The organism is Spelaeicoccus albus (assembly GCF_013409065.1).
GTDB lineage: Bacteria > Actinomycetota > Actinomycetes > Actinomycetales > Brevibacteriaceae > Spelaeicoccus > Spelaeicoccus albus.
Map to the genome: position 1 here is coordinate 2,527,797 of NZ_JACBZP010000001.1, position 16,814 is coordinate 2,544,610.

The 16,814-nt window shown below is 62.9% G+C and carries 13 protein-coding genes; 8 read left to right on the forward strand and 5 right to left on the reverse strand.

Going from position 1 to position 16,814, the window contains the following annotated elements; translation table 11 throughout:
- Nucleotides 1–8 precede the first annotated feature (8 nt).
- Nucleotides 9–1,106 (reverse strand): pyridoxal-phosphate-dependent aminotransferase family protein, encoded by a 1,098-nt coding sequence (locus BJY26_RS11760; protein WP_179428450.1) that lies wholly within the window; start codon nt 1,104–1,106, stop codon nt 9–11.
- Between the two features lie 89 nt (nt 1,107–1,195).
- Between BJY26_RS11760 and BJY26_RS11765 the strand changes: the two genes are divergently transcribed.
- Nucleotides 1,196–1,789, forward strand: a complete 594-nt coding sequence (locus tag BJY26_RS11765; RefSeq protein WP_179428451.1) for a mismatch-specific DNA-glycosylase — start codon at nt 1,196–1,198, stop codon at nt 1,787–1,789.
- A 390-nt stretch (nt 1,790–2,179) separates the two neighbouring features.
- Nucleotides 2,180–3,475, forward strand: coding sequence for a DEAD/DEAH box helicase (locus BJY26_RS11770; protein ID WP_244953902.1), 1,296 nt, complete (start codon nt 2,180–2,182; stop codon nt 3,473–3,475).
- Here the strand turns inward: BJY26_RS11770 and BJY26_RS11775 are convergent.
- The gene (locus tag BJY26_RS11775; RefSeq protein WP_179428453.1) at nt 3,472–4,122 is read right to left on the reverse strand and encodes a PH domain-containing protein; all 651 of its coding nucleotides are present in this window, start codon (nt 4,120–4,122) and stop codon (nt 3,472–3,474) included. The genes BJY26_RS11770 and BJY26_RS11775 overlap by 4 nt on opposite strands.
- Nucleotides 4,123–4,141: 19 nt before the next feature.
- Nucleotides 4,142–4,771 (reverse strand): PH domain-containing protein, encoded by a 630-nt coding sequence (locus tag BJY26_RS11780; RefSeq protein ID WP_179428454.1) that lies wholly within the window; start codon nt 4,769–4,771, stop codon nt 4,142–4,144.
- Between the two features lie 274 nt (nt 4,772–5,045).
- Here BJY26_RS11780 and BJY26_RS11785 point away from each other — a divergent pair, with 274 nt between their 5' ends.
- The 4 genes from BJY26_RS11785 to BJY26_RS11800 all read left to right on the forward strand — a co-directional run bounded on the left by BJY26_RS11785 (nt 5,046) and on the right by BJY26_RS11800 (nt 11,387).
- Nucleotides 5,046–6,857 carry an ABC transporter family substrate-binding protein gene (locus BJY26_RS11785; protein WP_237248967.1) on the forward strand — a complete coding sequence of 604 codons (1,812 nt, stop codon included), beginning with the start codon at nt 5,046–5,048 and terminating at the stop codon, nt 6,855–6,857.
- Between the two features lie 143 nt (nt 6,858–7,000).
- On the forward strand, nt 7,001–8,542 hold the full coding sequence (locus BJY26_RS11790; RefSeq protein ID WP_179428456.1) for an ABC transporter permease: 1,542 nt from the start codon (nt 7,001–7,003) through the stop codon (nt 8,540–8,542).
- Nucleotides 8,539–9,618 carry an ABC transporter permease gene (locus BJY26_RS11795; RefSeq protein ID WP_179428457.1) on the forward strand — a complete coding sequence of 360 codons (1,080 nt, stop codon included), beginning with the start codon at nt 8,539–8,541 and terminating at the stop codon, nt 9,616–9,618. Before BJY26_RS11790 ends, BJY26_RS11795 begins: the two co-directional genes overlap by 4 nt.
- Nucleotides 9,615–11,387 carry an ABC transporter ATP-binding protein gene (locus BJY26_RS11800; protein ID WP_179428458.1) on the forward strand — a complete coding sequence of 591 codons (1,773 nt, stop codon included), beginning with the start codon at nt 9,615–9,617 and terminating at the stop codon, nt 11,385–11,387. Before BJY26_RS11795 ends, BJY26_RS11800 begins: the two co-directional genes overlap by 4 nt.
- A 153-nt stretch (nt 11,388–11,540) precedes the next feature.
- Here BJY26_RS11800 and BJY26_RS11805 read toward each other — a convergent pair whose 3' ends face one another.
- Nucleotides 11,541–12,200 (reverse strand): VOC family protein, encoded by a 660-nt coding sequence (locus tag BJY26_RS11805; RefSeq protein WP_179428459.1) that lies wholly within the window; start codon nt 12,198–12,200, stop codon nt 11,541–11,543.
- Nucleotides 12,201–12,328: 128 nt separating this feature from the next.
- On the opposite strand from BJY26_RS11805, the gene typA reads away from it, so the two are divergent.
- Both typA and mshB read left to right on the forward strand, forming a co-directional pair.
- Complete coding sequence (gene typA, locus BJY26_RS11810) at nt 12,329–14,287, forward strand: translational GTPase TypA (protein WP_179428460.1); 1,959 nt, start codon at nt 12,329–12,331, stop codon at nt 14,285–14,287.
- 15 nt (nt 14,288–14,302) lie between these two features.
- Complete coding sequence (gene mshB, locus BJY26_RS11815; protein ID WP_179428461.1) at nt 14,303–15,706, forward strand: N-acetyl-1-D-myo-inositol-2-amino-2-deoxy-alpha-D-glucopyranoside deacetylase; 1,404 nt, start codon at nt 14,303–14,305, stop codon at nt 15,704–15,706.
- Here mshB and BJY26_RS11820 read toward each other — a convergent pair.
- Nucleotides 15,703–16,794 (reverse strand): GNAT family N-acetyltransferase, encoded by a 1,092-nt coding sequence (locus BJY26_RS11820; protein WP_179428462.1) that lies wholly within the window; start codon nt 16,792–16,794, stop codon nt 15,703–15,705. The two genes, mshB and BJY26_RS11820, sit on opposite strands and share 4 nt — an antisense overlap.
- Between the last annotated feature and the right edge of the window lie 20 nt (nt 16,795–16,814).

Below are 16,814 nucleotides of genomic sequence, written 5' to 3' on the forward strand. Positions count from 1 at the left end.
TCATCAAACTACGCGTTTTTGATTGCTTCTTCGATGGCTCCCAAGAGCAGTGCGACTGACGCATCGTTCGCGTTCGGCCCCATCAGGCCGATGCGCCACACGGTGTCCGCGTATTCGCCGACGCCGCCGCCGATTTCGATGTCGAAGTTCGTGAGCAGGAACGCGCGAGCGGCGGCCGAATCGACGCCGTCCGGAACCTTGACAGTGGTCAGCTGCGGCAGGCGATGGCCTTCGGCCGCAAAGAGGTCGAGCCCCATGTCCTGAAGGCCGGTCTGCAGTTTGCGCCCGGCAGCTTCGTGGCGGGCCCACGCGTTCTCGATGCCTTCTGCCGTGATGCGGTCAAGGGCCGCTTCGAGGCTGGCGACCATGGCGACGGGCGCAGTGTGGTGGTAGGTGCGGCCGCCGCCGGAGTTGCCGCCGACGTACCCGCCCAGCAGGCCAAGGTCCATGTACCACGACTGCGGAGTCTCGACGCGACGAGAGAACGCGGCGTCGCTGATGGTGAACGGAGCCAAACCGGGAGCGACCCCCAGGCACTTTTGCGTTCCCGCATAGCCGACGTCGATGCCCCAGTCATCGGCGCGCAGCTCGCTGCCGCCGATAGAGGTGACCGCATCGGCGATCAACAAGGCATCGCCCTTGACCGAGCCGAGCGCCTTGATGTCCGACAGCACGCCCGTCGACGTTTCGGCGTGCACTGCAGCAATCACTGTCGGGTTGGGGTGGGCCGCCGCGACGCGTTCGACGTCGATCGGCTGTCCGAAATCGTGGTCGACGCGGACGACCTCGGCGCCGCACCGCGACGCGACCTCGCACATGCGCTGGCCAAAAAGACCATTGACGGCGATGACTGCCACGTCGCCCTTCGAGAGCGTGTTGACGAACGCAGTTTCCATGCCCAGCGAACCGGTTCCGCTGAGCGGAAGGGTGCGTGAGTTCGTTGTGCCCCATACGCGGCGCAGGCCCTCGCACGTGTTGTCGAGCCGGGTGATGAAATCCGGATCCAAATGCCCCAGGAGCGGATACCCGAGCGCAGCGGTGGCCTCGGGATACGGGTTGGAGGGGCCCGGTCCGAACAAGTGCCGGTTGGGGATCATCGTGGGCATTCTTTCCTCTTTCCGATCGAATATATGTGCCTCATTTCACTATAGTTCTCGCGCGCGGACAGGGGCCAGGACGCCGCTACCATCGGTTCATGGGATTCTCGCGCGCCGAGTTGGAAGCGTTTCGCGGCCAAGCCGTTCCGGATCTGCTGCCCGAACCGCTGGAACTGCTATTTGTCGGCATCAATCCGGGGCTTTGGTCGGCCGCCACCAAGACTCATTTCGCCAAGCGCGGTAATCGGTTTTATCCGGCGCTCTACCGGGCCGGCATCACCGGCACGCTCATTGACGCCGCCGACGGGTACAAGCCCGGCGACCGTGAACAGCTTGAGCGACGGGGGATCGGCATCAGCAATATCTGCCCGATCGCGACGGCGCGCGCCGATGAGCTTTCCCGTGATGACTTGCGCCGCGGAGCGAAGTCGCTGAGTGACTTGGTGACGGCGCGGCGTCCGGCCGTCGTTGCCATTCTCGGGGTGACCGCTTACCGGACCGCGTTCGATAGTCCGAAAGCGGCGACCGGAAAGCAGTCGTCGCCTTGGCCGGAATCCCAGTTGTACGTCGTCCCGAATCCCAGCGGCCTCAATGCGCACGCCACTCTCGCCAGCCTGGCCGCCGACTATCGGGAGGTTGCCATTGCGGCTGGAATCCGTCTCACTCCGCCGAGTGGCGGCGAACGGTCATAAAATCGAGCGATTTTCAGCCGTTCGCCGCCACTCGGCGGGATGGGAAGGCAAAGCGCGGCGGCAGCGAGATACGTCACACCCGGGAACGCCGGCGTGACTTTGCCTAGTGCCGACCCGCATACTTGAAACCAAGCGGGGTCGCCGCCTCAATGCACTGCGAAACTCCCCACGGATTTCCGTTTCTTGGCATGAGGCGCAGCTGACAATAGTCGTCCTTTCGGCCCGAGGATCGACTTCACCCCAGTGCGCCGGACGCCGGCGACGAACTTTAAGGCCTTCATGACCACGCAAACTCTAGACAATACTGCCGCGCCCACTTCCGAGCCGGCTCCGACATTCGCCCAATTGGACGTCCCCGCAAAACTTCGCAACGTGCTGAGCGAGCAGGGAATGACCACTGCGTTTCCGATCCAGGCGGCCACTCTCCCCAGTACTCTGGCCGGCCGCGACGTGCTCGGCCGCGGCAAGACGGGCAGCGGCAAGACTCTCGCCTTCGCGTTGCCGCTCGTTGCACGATTGAGCGAAAACCCCGGACGTCGTCCGAATCGCCCCCGCGGGCTGGTGCTGGCACCGACCCGCGAGCTTGCCAATCAGATTGCCGCGGTCATCGAACCACTTGCCGAGGCGGCCCGGCTCAAGGTCACCACGATCTTCGGCGGTGTCACGCAGGGCCGGCAGGTGCGTGCCCTCGAGGGCGGCGTCGACATCGTCGTGGCCTGCCCCGGCCGGCTCGAAGACTTGATGAACCAGCGTCATATCTCGCTGGGTGATGTCGAGACCACCGTGCTGGACGAGGCGGATCACATGGCCGACCTCGGGTTCCTTCCCGGAGTCAAGCGCATTCTCGATGCGACGCCGAAAGGCCAGCGCATGTTGTTCTCGGCGACACTCGACCGCGGTATCGACGTAATCGTGAAACGCTACCTCGACCGGCCGCTCACGCATTCGGTCGACTCGGCCGAATCGCCGATCTCTTCCATGACTCATCACGTTTTCGGTGTGGGAGATCCTGCCGAAAAGCGCGCAGTCGTACATGAACTGGCGTCCGGAACCGGACGCCGGGTGTTCTTCACCCGCACGAAACACACAGCGAAAAAGCTCGCCAGGCAGCTGACGGCGTCCGGAATTCCGGCGGTCGACCTGCAAGGCAACCTTTCGCAGCCGGCCCGTGAACGTAACTTGGCGGCCTTCTCCAGCGGTACTGCCCGCGTCATGGTCGCGACGGACATCGCCGCCCGCGGCATCCACGTGGACGACATTGATCTGGTCGTGCACGTCGACCCGCCGACCGAGCACAAGGCGTACCTGCACCGGTCGGGACGTACCGCGCGCGCCGGATCCGGTGGAACGGTCGTCACTATGGTGCTGCCGACCGAACGCCAGGACGTCAAGACGATGCTGCGCCGGGCGAAGATCGACGCGCGGCTCCAAGCCGTTGCTCCGGACTCCGCTCCCGTCGCCGGACTCGTGGGGGAGAAGGCGCCGTATGTTGAGCCGCCGGCCCCGCAGGCGCAGCAACAAAAATCGCAGCGCAATTCTTCGGGCAATTCGCGGCGCAACCCATCGGGTCGGCGCGGTGGGTCGCAGGCTCGCGGAGCCGGCGGAAGCGGAGAGCGCGGAGACAGCCGGCGTAGTCGGAACTCGCGCAGCCGCAGGCCGAATCGGTCGCCGAACCGCGGCCGCTAACCGAGCGTCGCCAGACCGATCACTGCCAGCACTATCAGGACGCCGCACACGGTCAGCACGTCCTTGTTCCAGGCGGTGATCGGCTTCGCGTCGCCGGTCGAAGCGGCATCCCCGCGCTGTGTTTTGAACTTGCTCCAGCGGTTTGCCGCCGAAGCCGCGGCACCGCTCAAGGTATGACCGGGCAGGCGATTGACTGGATCGGAATCGGCGATCAAGCTTTCGGCGGGTATTTGAGCGGAGAGGCTTGCCTCGGTACTTCCCGGAGTAAAGGTGTCCCCATACGGGCTGCCGCTGCTGCTGAGCGTATTGCCGACCGGCTGCTTCTTTGGTGCCGGGACGGCGACTGCGGTGTACGTGCCGGAGGCGGTGATGGCTGTCAGTCCGCGGCGGAAACCGAGTTCGGTGAGCGTCTTCCACGGCACGTGAATGCGGCGGAGAATATTGCCGATATCGACACCGGAGTCGGTCACGCGGACGAACGGCCGTTCGATCACTGCCCACACCAGTGCGGCAAAGAGGAGCGGCAACGCGCCGAGGTGGACAAGCCCGTACCAGCCGCTCACCTGCACAATCGTCAATAACGCCAGCGCCGCGATGATTCCGGCCACCACGATTGTTGCGTGCCCGGAAATTCTGCGAAATGTCACTGCCTGTGCCATGGCGCCCCTAACTCCTGGTTGCAAGTCCTATCGCAGTCAGGACTATCAAAATGCCGCATATGCTCACGACGTCCTTGTGCCAGGTCGTTGTCGGCTTCGCATCGTCAAGACGCGGGTTGTCGAGATGGCCCGCGTCTTTGAGACTCTCCCAGCGCTTTGACGCGGATACGGCGGCTTCGCTTTCAACGCTGTCGGTTCGTCTCTTCTGCGAATTTTTGTCCAGTAAGCTCGCTGCCGATTGTGAGGCCTTTTGCTGCATGACGCTCGTCCCACCGGCAAGAGTGCTGCCCAGCGACGGCCGTTTCGGCGCCGGAACCGACCAAGCCGTGTACTTGCCAAAGCTTGTCACGACCCGAAGCCCCCATCTCAGTTCGAGGTCGGTGACCGATGGCCACGGAATGTGGACCAGTCGCGCGATATTTCCGATGTCGATTCCGCCGTCGGAGACACGAAGGAAGGGTCTGTCAAAGATGGCCCAGACCAACGCAGCGAAGAGCAGCGGTATGGCTCCGTAGTGCAACAGCCCCGGCACGCCGTCCGAGACTGCGATAGTCACGAGGACGGCGACGGCCGTGGCCGCCGATCCGATGGACAGCACCCGGCCGGACGTGCTGCGAAAAGTCTCGACTTCGCCCATGTTTTCCACTGTGCCACATCGCGTTCGCCGCCCACGGCCACTGCGGCAAATTTCGCGGTCCGCAGCGTCGCTATCGAAGCTGATTTTCGGATACTCGGTCGCGTATCAACTAGGTAACGATCGAGCGAAAACCCACCCCTGCGTTAATGTGCGTTGTCTCACTATGTGTACAGTCAACGAGTTCATAGCTATAGTTTCGGCTGCTCGGAGTATGCACGATCTGCGTTCTCAATCAGTCGAAGCAGGCATAGGTGCCTTGCTCCATGGAGGAACATTGAAAAAGAAGCGCTTACTAGCGTTGGGTGCGGCTTTCGTCGCCGGCGCGGTCGCACTGAGTGGCTGCTCATCACCCAAGAGCAACGACAATGGCGGTATCAAAAACACCAAGACTGTCAACGTCATGTGGAACCAGGCGTTCTACTCGGCCAACCAAAACACCGGCAACGGCAATGCGGTGGCCAACATGATCATTTTGTACATGATGAATGACCAGTCGTACTACTACAACAAGGACCTGAAGCTTCAGCCGAACACGTCGTTCGGTTCGATGAAGAAGGTTTCGGACAAGCCGCTGAAGGTCAAGTACACGATTGCCGATACGGCGAAGTGGTCGGACGGCACTCCCGTCACCGCTGCAGATTATGTGTTGACGTGGGCGGCCCTCGGCGGTAAATACAACACCGTCTCGGCCGATAAAGGCGTCAATAAGGATGGCTCGGCAAAGAAGCAGGCCGGCTCGAACGTATTTTTCAACTCGAGCGACCCCGGCATGGCTTTGGTGAAAGACATGCCAAAGGTCAGCTCGGACAAGAAGTCGTTCACCATCACGTATGACAAGCCGTTCGTGGACTGGAAGACCGAGCTACTCAGTCCGGCAGTTCCGGCGCACGTTGTGGCCGAACATGCTCTTGGTGTCAAAGACGCGACCAAAGCGGACGATGCCATGATGAAGGCGTTCAAGTCCGACGACAAGGCAAAACTGGCTAAAGTTGCCAACTTCTACAACACGGGCTTCGACTTCAAGTCGATGCCAAAGGACAAGTCGTTGCTTGTCGGATCGGGCCCGTTCAAGATCTCGGCGTTCAAGGCCAACCAGTACATTACGCTGAAGAAGAACAAGAACTACGAAGGTTCGCACAAGCCGAAGGTCGACAAGATCACGGTTCGCTACAGCGGTGACCCGATGTCGAACGTGCAGGCCTTGCAAAACGGCGAAGTCGACATGATTCAGCCGCAGTCGACGCCGGACGTCGTCAAGGCGTTGAAGAAGCTCAACAACGTGAATATGGCGACCGGCGATGATTCGACGTACGAGCATGTCGATATGGCCCAAAACAACGGTGGCCCGTTCGACCCCAAGTCGTACGGCGGCGATAAGGACAAGGCGCGCATGGTTCGCCAGGCCTTCATGGACACGATCCCGCGTCAGCAGATCGTGGACAAGCTGATCAAGCCGTTGGTGCCGGACGCCAAGGTGCGTAACTCGTTCATGGTGACGCCGGGCGCACCGGGCTACGACGAAGTCGTGAAGATGAACGGCATGGCGAAGGCCGACAAGGTCGACATTGCGGCGGCCAAGAAGCTGCTGAAACAGGCCGGCAATGCTCACCCCAAGGTGCGCATGATGTTCGACAAGACGAACCCGCGTCGTCAAAGCGAATACGAGCTGATCGCCCAGTCGGCCAAGAAGGCCGGCTTCAAGATGGTCAACGCATCGGATCCCGACTGGGGTAATCTGCTGCAGCAGACCAGCAAGTACGACGCCGCGCTGTTCGGCTGGCAGGCGACGTCGACGGCAGTCAGCGGCAACGTTGCAGCGTACAAGACGAATGGTCAGAACAACTTCTACGGCTACTCGAACAAGAAGGTCGACAACTTGTTCAGCAAATTGCTGGTGAACACCGACCAGGCCAAGACCCCCAAGATTCTGGGACAGGTGGAAAAGCAGTTGGTCGATGACGCCTTCGGTGACGTCATTTTCCAGTTCCCGCAGGTCACTGCCTGGAATAAGAAGCTTCAGAACGTCAGCAGCATCTCGCTGGCTCCGACGATGTTCTGGAACTTCTGGAAGTGGGATGTGAAGTAGCGGATCCGATCCGTTAGCTGATCAACTTCAATCACATCGGCCAAAGGTGGGGCGCCGAGCCCAAGGCTCGGCGCCCCACCGCGGCGACGGACCACCATTTTCGGCGGCGCGGCGCCCCTGTCTGAACCACTCCTGGACGACATATGATCTCTTTCCTTGCCCGCCGCTTGGCGTACGCAATCCTTATTCTTCTCATCTTGTCCGTGTGCATGTACGTGCTCATTGATCTGGCGATCGATCCGCTTGCCGACCTGCGCACAAGCACGTCGCCGGACAAGGCGCAGCTCATCGCCAACCGCATTGCCCAACTCAACTTGGACAAGCCGGTCCTACTGCGCTACCTCTGGTGGCTCGGCGGCGTCGGCGGTTGCTTCATCGGGCGATGCAACCTCGGCGTCGCGTGGCGCGAAAACCAGCAAGTGACCGAACAGCTCCAAGGCGCGATGGCGCAGACCTTCGAACTCGTCTTTGCCGCCACGATCATCGCAATCGTGCTGGGCGTCGCAGTCGGTCTTATCAGTGCCCTGCGCCAGTACACCGGGTTCGACTACTTCATCACGTTCATTTCGTTCGTGATGTTTTCGTTGCCGATCTTCTGGGTGGCAGTGCTGCTCAAGCAGTATCTGGCAATCGGATTCAACAACTTTGTGAATACGCCGGGGTTGAACTGGCCGATTGTCGTACTCGTTGCCTTGCTGATGGGCTTGTTCTGGATGGGTGCGCTGGGCGGAAACGCCCGTCGTCGGATCATCACGTACGTCGCGGCGACGCTCATCACATTTGTCGTCGAGCTTTATATTTTGCTCACGGGGTGGTTTGACAGCCCGCATATCGGCATCATCGGCGTCATCGTGATTGCGGCCGCCTCCGCCATAGTCGTGACTTTCTTGTCAACGGGGTTGAACAACAAGCGCGCGCTCTATTCGGCGCTCACGACTGCCGCAATCGGCGTCGTGCTCTACTATCCGCTGCAGTACTTCTTTGACGGCATCGTCGTGAACATCTGGATCATCATTGCCTTGTTCTTCGTCACGATCGGCATCGGTCTGCTTGTCGGCTACGTTTTCGCGGGCCCCGATCGCAGCCAATCGATGCGGGGCGCCGTATTGACCGGGATCCTGATCAGCATCGTCATCTTCATCGACCGGGTCATGCAGGTGTGGGCGCCGTACACGAACTCCAGCGTGATCGGGAACCGGCCGATCGCCACGATCGGCTCGACCACCCCGAATCTCGGCGGGGACTTCTGGGTGCATACGCTCGACATCTTCACTCACTTGTTGCTGCCGTCACTTGCTCTGATCCTCATCACGTTTGCGCAGTTCACGCGGTTTACCCGCGGCTCCATGCTTGAAGTGATGACCCAGGATTACATTCGTACGGCACGCGCAAAGGGCCTGACCGAACGAACAGTGATCATGCGTCACGCCATGCGCAATGCGCTACTGCCGCTTGCGTCAATAGTCCCGGTGGCCATCATTACGCTTGTCGGCGGAGCCGTCATCACCGAGACCATTTTCGGCTGGTACGGAATGGGCAGGCTGTTCGTCGATTCCCTTGGTGAGGCCGAGATCGATCCAGTGATGGCCTATATCATCATCGTCGGCGCGCTGGCCATGTTCGCCAATCTGGTGGCCGACTTCTGCTACGCGCTCCTTGACCCACGGATTCGGGTGAACTCATGACTAACATCACGCCGTCCGCCGGCCCCGGTGACGAGGGCCCGCTTCTCGACGAGCAAAACGAAAACGCCATTGAACTGCACGAGACTGAAGGCCTGTCGCAAGGCAAAATCGTCTTCCGGCGATTCATTCGCCATAAGGGCGCCATCACCGGAATCGTCGTACTCGTGCTGATTGCGCTCCTTGCCTACACCTCAGTCGGAGTCGGCGGCTGGCATGGCTGGTGGAAATACCACGTCAATCCGACCTATCCGGTCATTAACGGGGGCAACCCCACGATGCACATGCCGAAATGGCTCGGAGGTAGCGGCTTCGTCGTCGGCGAGCATCCCTGGGGCCAAGACGACTTGGGCAAAGACAACTTCGCGCAGGTGATGAAAGGCACGCAGATCTCGATCATGATCATGGTCGTGATCGGCATCCTCACCTTGGTACTTGGTGTCATAGTCGGTGCGTTCGCGGGGTACTACCGCGGATGGCTTGATAGTTTGCTGATGCGCATCACCGACTTGTTCATCACGCTTCCGGTGATTGTGCTGGGCGCCGTTCTCGGCGTGATGGCCGGATCCTACAACGGTGTGCTGATGCCGCTGTATCTGGCGTTAGTCCTCGGCGGCATCACCTGGATGCAGCTCGCCCGCCTGGTCCGCGCCGATTTCTTGGCGCTGCGCGAGCGCGAATTCGTCGATGCCGCCCGCGTGGCGGGAGCCGGCGATTTCCGCATCATGTTCAAACACATGTTGCCGAACGCCATGGGCGTGATCATCGTCAACACGACGTTGATGATGGCGCAGGCCATCGTCCTGGAAACGGCGCTGAGCTATCTCGGTTTCGGCGTACAGCCTCCGAACGTGTCACTGGGCGAGCTGATCAACAAGTACCAGTCCTCGTTTGCCACCAGGCCTTGGCTGTTCTGGTATCCGGGTCTGTTCATCATCCTGGTGGCGCTGTGCGTCAACTTTGTCGGTGACGGCATTCGCGACGCATTTGACCCGCGGCAGAAGAGAATCCCCTCCGCACGCGCACTGGCGCGTGCGGCCCGGAAGCTGGACGAAGCCGAGCAAGGAGCCAACTCATGACCGAATCGACGTCCGCCACCGGTACACCCGACGCCTTCGACAAGGAGCCTATCCTCACGGTGCGGGACCTTGGAATTCAATTCTGGGTCGGCGGCGAATGGTACATGGCCGCCGAGCACCTGAACTATGATCTGCGCGCCGGTGAGGTCTTGTGCATCGTCGGCGAGTCCGGCTCGGGCAAATCGCAGTCATCGATGTCTCTCATTGGTCTCTTGCCCGAGAACGGCCGCTCAACCGGCAGCGCCGTCCTGAAGGGGCAACAGCTCATTGGCCTGTCGGGGGCGAAGCTGCGCCATATCCGCGGTAACGAAATCGGCATGATCTTCCAAGAGCCGATGACGGCGCTGAACCCCGTCTATACAGTGGGATTCCAGCTGGTTGAAACGATCCGCACCCACCAGAACGTCGGCCCCAATGAGGCGAAGAAACGGGCGCTCGAATTGATGCGTCTTGTCGAAATGCCCGACCCGGAGCGTCGTTTCGATCATTATCCGCACCAGCTGTCCGGTGGCCAGCGCCAGCGCATGATGATTTCGCAAGCGTTGGCCTGCGACCCGAAACTGCTGATCGCCGACGAGCCAACCACGGCGCTGGACGTCACAGTGCAGGCCGAGATCTTGAAACTGATGCGCGATCTGCGATCACGCGTGGACGCCGCGATCATCCTGATCACTCACGACATGGGCGTGGTCGCCGATATGGCCGACCGCATCCTGGTGATGAAGAGCGGCCAGGTGGTCGAACACGGCACCTCGGAACAGATCTTCGGCAATCCGCAGCACGATTATACGAAGAAGCTGCTGGCAGCCGTGCCGCATCTCGGCTCGCAGACCGGGGACGACGTCGGCGAACGCGCCGAGGTGACCGAGCGTGAGCGGCGTCCCGAACGGGGCGGCTTCACCGAAGCGACCTCCGACCCGGCGTTGTTGCTCGAAAACGTTGCCATCGAATACCCGAAACAAGGCAGGGCGCCGGCATTTCGGGCCGCGGATAACATCAACTTGCGAGTGGAACAACGCGAAGTCGTGGGGCTTGTCGGCGAATCGGGGTCGGGCAAGACGACCATCGGCCGCGCTTCGGTAGGACTGCTTCCTGTCGCCGAGGGCAAACTCGTTGTCGCCGGGCACGACATTTCGAACGCGAAGCCAAAGGAAATGCGTCCGTTTCGACGGGACACCGGCATCGTGTTTCAGGACCCGGGATCGTCATTGAATCCGCGACTGCCGATCGGCGAATCGATCGGAGAGCCGCTATTGCTGCACGAGAAGATCAAGGGGTCCGCCCTCAGCCGCCGGGTGGAGTCCCTGCTCGACAACGTCGAGCTTGCACGGAGCATGCGCAACAGGTATCCGCATGAACTCTCCGGCGGTCAGCGCCAGCGCGTGGGCATCGCCCGTGCACTGGCGCTCGAGCCCAAGGTTCTCGTGGCCGACGAGCCGACGTCCGCACTCGACGTGTCGGTGCAAGCGCGCGTGCTCGAACTATTCCAGAATCTGCAGCAAGAACACGGATTCGCGTGCCTGTTCATCAGCCACGACTTGGCAGTCATCGAGATTTTGTGCTCGAGGATCGCGGTCATGAGCAAGGGAGAACTCGTCGAGGTGGGCTCGACCGACGAGATTGTGAACCACCCGAAGGAAAATTACACGCAGCGACTGCTTGCTGCCGTGCCGGTGCCGGATCCGGCAGCGCAAAAGGTCAGGCGCGAACGACGCGACGCCCTGTTGGAAGAAGAGCGGATTGCCGAGGAGCGCGGTCGAGCGTCGTGACCGGCGCCGCGTGAATCTGAGCTAGCGCTCCCCGCGCATGGCGTCCGGCCCGGGCTCGGTCGGGCATCGCGAAGCGAGGCACGAGCGAGCGCGGGCAGGCCGGGCATCACGCGCGAGAGCGCATGCGGCGTCTTGCGCGGGAGCGTTTCAGGATCAGGTGGTGCAAATGCACACTTCGTTGCCCTCGGCGTCGGCGAGCACCCACCAATGCGGGGCGTGCTCGTCGGTGAGGAGAGTTCCCCCGGCTGCCTTCACGGCGTTGACGCGGGCCGGGGCGTCGGCGACGGGCACATAGGAATCGATATGGATTCGGCTGCGCTCGGTGCGCGGTGGATCCATGTGCTGGAACCACACCACCGGGCCGGTGCCGCGCGGGTCGACGAGTTCGACGTCGCCGTCCGACGTCGTGCTTTCCTCGTACCCCATCGCCACGCGCCAGAAATCCCGGATCGCGCCGGCATCCGTGGTGTCGATGCCGATTTCGAACGCCGCGGGGGGCAGGTCGACGGGCGTCGCTCCGAGTTCGCGTGCGCTTGCCGCAATGCGCTCGGCAAGTTCGAGGTCGCGCCTGGTAACCCCGCCGACGTCGTGCGACGACAAGGTGAAGACCGCCGAGCCCCAGCCCAACTCGATATCCGGATGGTGGCCGAGTTGCTCGGCATGATCACCGGCCTCGCCCACGAGGCGCAGTGCGCCGGCGAAGTCGTCGGTGGCGAACCGGGCCTGAAGCACGGTGCGCAAGTGCACGAACGGGCTGCCGGCCAAAGCACCCTTGATCTCCGACGGTGAGAGTGTCTTATCGCCTGTATCCATACCTCTACAGTGCGTATCCATCAGGCCGTCGGTCAATAGGTGCAAATCGGGATTGTGCAAGCGTACTGGCGATCTGCTGTAGAATTAAGCGTCAACCCCCTTTTTTCCTTTTGTGAATTCGAGCGTGTATGCCTGTCCAAAATGAAGTAGCCACGGCTTCTGAAGCAGCCACGGCGTCCCGCGGTGATCTCCGCAACGTCGCAATCGTCGCCCACGTCGACCACGGCAAGACAACCCTTGTCGATGCGATGCTCCGCCAGACCGGTGCGTTCGGCGAGCACAAGGCAGTCGTCGACAGAGCCATGGACACCGGCGATCTCGAACGTGAAAAGGGCATCACCATCCTGGCCAAGAACACCGCCGTGTTCTATCGGGGCCCCTCGGCCGCCAGGCACGGCGAGCCGGACGGCATCACCATCAACGTGATCGACACGCCCGGCCACGCCGATTTCGGCGGCGAGGTCGAGCGGGGACTGTCCATGGTGGACGGCGTCGTCCTGCTCGTCGACGCGTCCGAAGGCCCGTTGCCGCAGACCCGTTTCGTGCTTCGTAAGGCACTTGCCGCGAAATTGCCGGTCATCCTGGTCATCAACAAGACCGACCGCGCCGATGCCCGCATCTCCGAGGTCGTCGAAGAAACGCAGGACCTGTTGCTCGGCCTGGCAAGCGATTTGTCGGACGAGGTGCCCGACATCGATGTGGACTCCGTCCTCGACGTTCCGGTGGTCTACGCGGCGGCCCGCGACGGGCGCGCGTCGATGGAACAGCCGGCCGACGGCACGGTTCCGGACAACGAGAATTTGGAACCGGTCTTCGAGACGATCCTGGACCGGATCCCGGCGCCGACCTACGCGGCGCACGGAGTCCTGCAAGCCCACGTGACGAACCTCGACGCATCGCCGTTCCTTGGCCGTCTGGCGTTGCTGCGCGTGCACGCCGGCACCCTGCGCAAGGGTCAGCAAGTCGCCTGGGCCCGGCACGACGGCACCTTGAAAACCGTGAAGATCACCGAACTGCTCAAGACCGTGGCGCTTGACCGTGTTCCGGCCGAGGAGGCTCACGCCGGCGATATCGTCGCGGTAGCAGGTATCGAGGAGATCACCATCGGTGAAACCCTCACCGACGTCGAGAACCCGCTGCCGCTGCCGCTCATCACGGTGGACGACCCGGCAATCTCCATGACGGTGGGCATCAACACCTCGCCGTTGGCCGGTCGGGAAAAAGGCACAAAGGTCACTGCCCGCATGGTCAAGGACCGTCTGGACAAGGAACTCATCGGCAACGTGTCGTTGCGAGTGTTGCCGACCGAACGCCCCGACTCGTGGGAAGTCCAAGGACGCGGCGAACTCGCGCTGGCCATCCTCGTCGAACAAATGCGCCGCGAAGGCTTCGAACTCACCGTCGGCAAGCCGCAGGTCGTCACGCGGGAAATCGAGGGCAAGGTCCACGAGCCGATGGAACGCATGACTATCGACGTTCCCGAAGAGCACCTCGGCGCCGTCACCCAGCTGATGGCCTCCCGCAAGGGCCGGATGGAACACATGTCGAACCACGGCACCGGATGGGTGCGGATGGAGTTCATGGTGCCGGCCCGCGGACTCATCGGCTTCCGCACCCGGTTCCTCACCGATACTCGCGGCACCGGCATCGCATCGTCCTACGCCGACGGTTTCGAGCCGTGGGCCGGCCCCATCGAGTTCCGGCTCAACGGGTCGATGGTCGCCGACCGCGCCGGCGTCGTCACGCCGTTCGCCATGATCAACCTGCAAGAGCGCGGGAGCTTCTTCGTCGAACCGACGTCCGAGGTGTACGAGGGCATGATCGTCGGTGAGAATTCACGTGCCGACGACATGGACGTGAACATCACCAAGGAAAAGAAGCTGACGAATATGCGCTCGGCCGCAGCGGACAGCTTCGAGAACCTCGTGCCGCCGCGCAAGCTGACCCTGGAGGAATCGCTCGAATTCGCCCGTGAGGACGAATGCGTCGAAGTGACGCCGAAGTTCGTGCGCATTCGCAAGGTCGAGTTGAATGCGGCGGCGCGCGCCAAGAACTATGCAAAGAACCGCCGCGCCAACGCCTCCTGATCCGAAAGTCGCTCCATGACCGCCGTCCCGCGTCTGCTGTTCGTCCACGCTCATCCGGACGACGAGACGATCACGTGCGGCGGCACCATGGCGCGGTACGCGGCCACCGGGGCGCACGTCACGGTCGTCACCTGCACGCGCGGCGAGCTCGGCGAAGTGATCCCGAAGGACCTGGCGCACCTCGAGGCCGCGCAGACCGAAGCCGATCGAACGGCGTCCGGGCGAAACGGCGACGAACTCGCCGCCCACCGGGAGGGCGAGCTCGCCGAGGCCATGCAGGCGTTGCGCGTCGTCGACCACCGCTTCTTGGGCGACGTGCCGGCCGGGGGAGACCTGCCGCCGCGCCGGTTCCGCGATTCCGGCATGGTCTGGGGGCCGGACGGCCACGCCGCGGCGCCTCCGGACATGAATGCCGGCGCGCTGTGCCGGGCAAGTGTGGATGAGGCGGCCGCGTACCTGGTGCGGATCGTGCTCGACCTGCGCCCCGACGTCGTCATCACGTACAACAAGGACGGCGGGTACGGTCACCCCGATCATGTGCGCACCCATGACCTGACGTTCGCTGCGTTGGCACGGTGCGCGGATGCCGGGTGGCAGCCCGCGAAAGTGTACGAGATCGAAATGCCGGAGACCGAGCTGCGCCGGTCGTTCGATCCGGGGCAGCCGGGGTTCGCCGAGACGGGATTCGACCCGGTCCGCGCTATTCCGATAGTGCCCACGCCCGACGCCGACGTGACGACCGCCATCGACATCTCCCCGTACTTCGGTGCGAAACTCTCCGGCTTGCACAAGCACGCCACCCAAGTGCAGGTGTCGGGCGAGTTCATGGCACTGTCGAATCACGTGGGGCAACGGGTGTTGCCCACCGAGTACTACCGCAGAGTTCGCCCGGAGGGGCGGCTGGAAGGGCTCGAGACGGACCTACTGGCAGGAGTGGAAGAGATGACGGACGCCGAGCCGGTTCCCGGTAACGAGCCGGAGATCGTGCCGATGGTGCGCGGCGCCGGTGGCCGGTCGCGCATGGTTGCCGGTTACCTGTTCGCCGTCATCGTGGGGATCCTCGTCGCGCTGCTCGGCACAGTCGATCATCAAATCTCCCTCATGGTCGGATCGCAGATGATCGCGGTGGGGCTGATCATGGGGCTCGTCGCTGTCGCGCTGGTCGAGATGTGTCTCGGGCTGTGGTCCCGCCGGATCGGCCCGGTCGTCACGGTCGGCGTGCTCTGCTTCCTGGCCGCCACGATTTTCGGTCAGCAAGGCCCGGGCGGTGCCGTGCTGATCCCGGGCAATATGCGCGGAGTGGCGTGGACTATTGCTCCGGTCATCATCACGTTCATCATGGTCTTCGTGATCGCCAAACTGGTCCCGGCCCGCGGACCCCGGGGCCGGACTGGGCAGGATCGGACTGAGCAACTCTAGGCCCGCCAGTAGCCGTACCGGTGGTGAACGGAAAAGCCGAGCTTTTCGTACAAGGCGATCGCGGCGTCGTTGTCGGCCGCAACCTGCAACGCCATGGATCTGATGCCCTGCTGCGCCGCCTTGGCCGCCAGCATGCCGATCATGAACACCGCGACGCCGCGCCGGCGTTGTGATTCGGCGACGGTGATATCGGACAGCACCGCCCATTTGCGAGCCACTGCCATGCGCGCCACCCCGACCGGCACGCCGTCGGGCGCGGCATTCGCCCCCTTACTGCCGGTATCGCCCGCGCCGGCCACGGCAAAGAACTGATCGCTGGCCGACGTCAGAAGTTGGTCAAGCGCCTCGGGGTGCTCGTCCGGGAACCCGAGACCGGCATAAAACGCGTTTGTCGGCGCCGTGGCCGCGTCCACGCGGTACTCCCGGGCGCCGGGAATCGTCATGACCGCTTCTCGGGCGAGCGCCGCCACTTCGCCGCTGGCCGCCGTGAACACCAGCGACGGCGCAAACTCGTGCCATCCAGCCGATTCGACGGCGTCCTTGGCGGGATGCGTGCTGCTGGGCGGCGAGTACAGGCACACCGTTGGCGGGAGGCCGAGCTCGTCGTACCACAGCCGGACGGCGTCCAGCGCCTTCTCGTGCGACATTCCGGTATCGCCCAATGCCAACGCCGAGTTGGCGCGCTTGGTATGGCCTCCCGCCGCGCGCAACAGCCAGCCGGCACGGGTGGGTTCGCTTTCGTCGTCCGTGGTCAGATTCGTTTCGTGGAGCCAGCGGGTGACCGGCGGCCACCAGGCTTCCGCCAAAAGCCCCTCGAGGTCGGTGCACGAGATGGTTCGATGGGACGGGCCCGGCCGCGTCGGCGCCGGCGGCACCTCGTGGCCCAGAATGATCTGCTCGAGCGGCACCGCCACGTCACCGCGCTTGGTGCGCAAGACAAGTTCCGTCTCCGAGCGCGCCGTCACGGTGCCGACCGCGTCGGTGGCCTGATCGCCCGACAGGTACCGGACGACGACGCGCAGGCCGGGCTCCCAGCCGGCCCACGCGGGTGGATTCGACTCGCCGGGCGAGGATGTGTTGTGATTCATGACGTCTTGGAAGCTCCTCA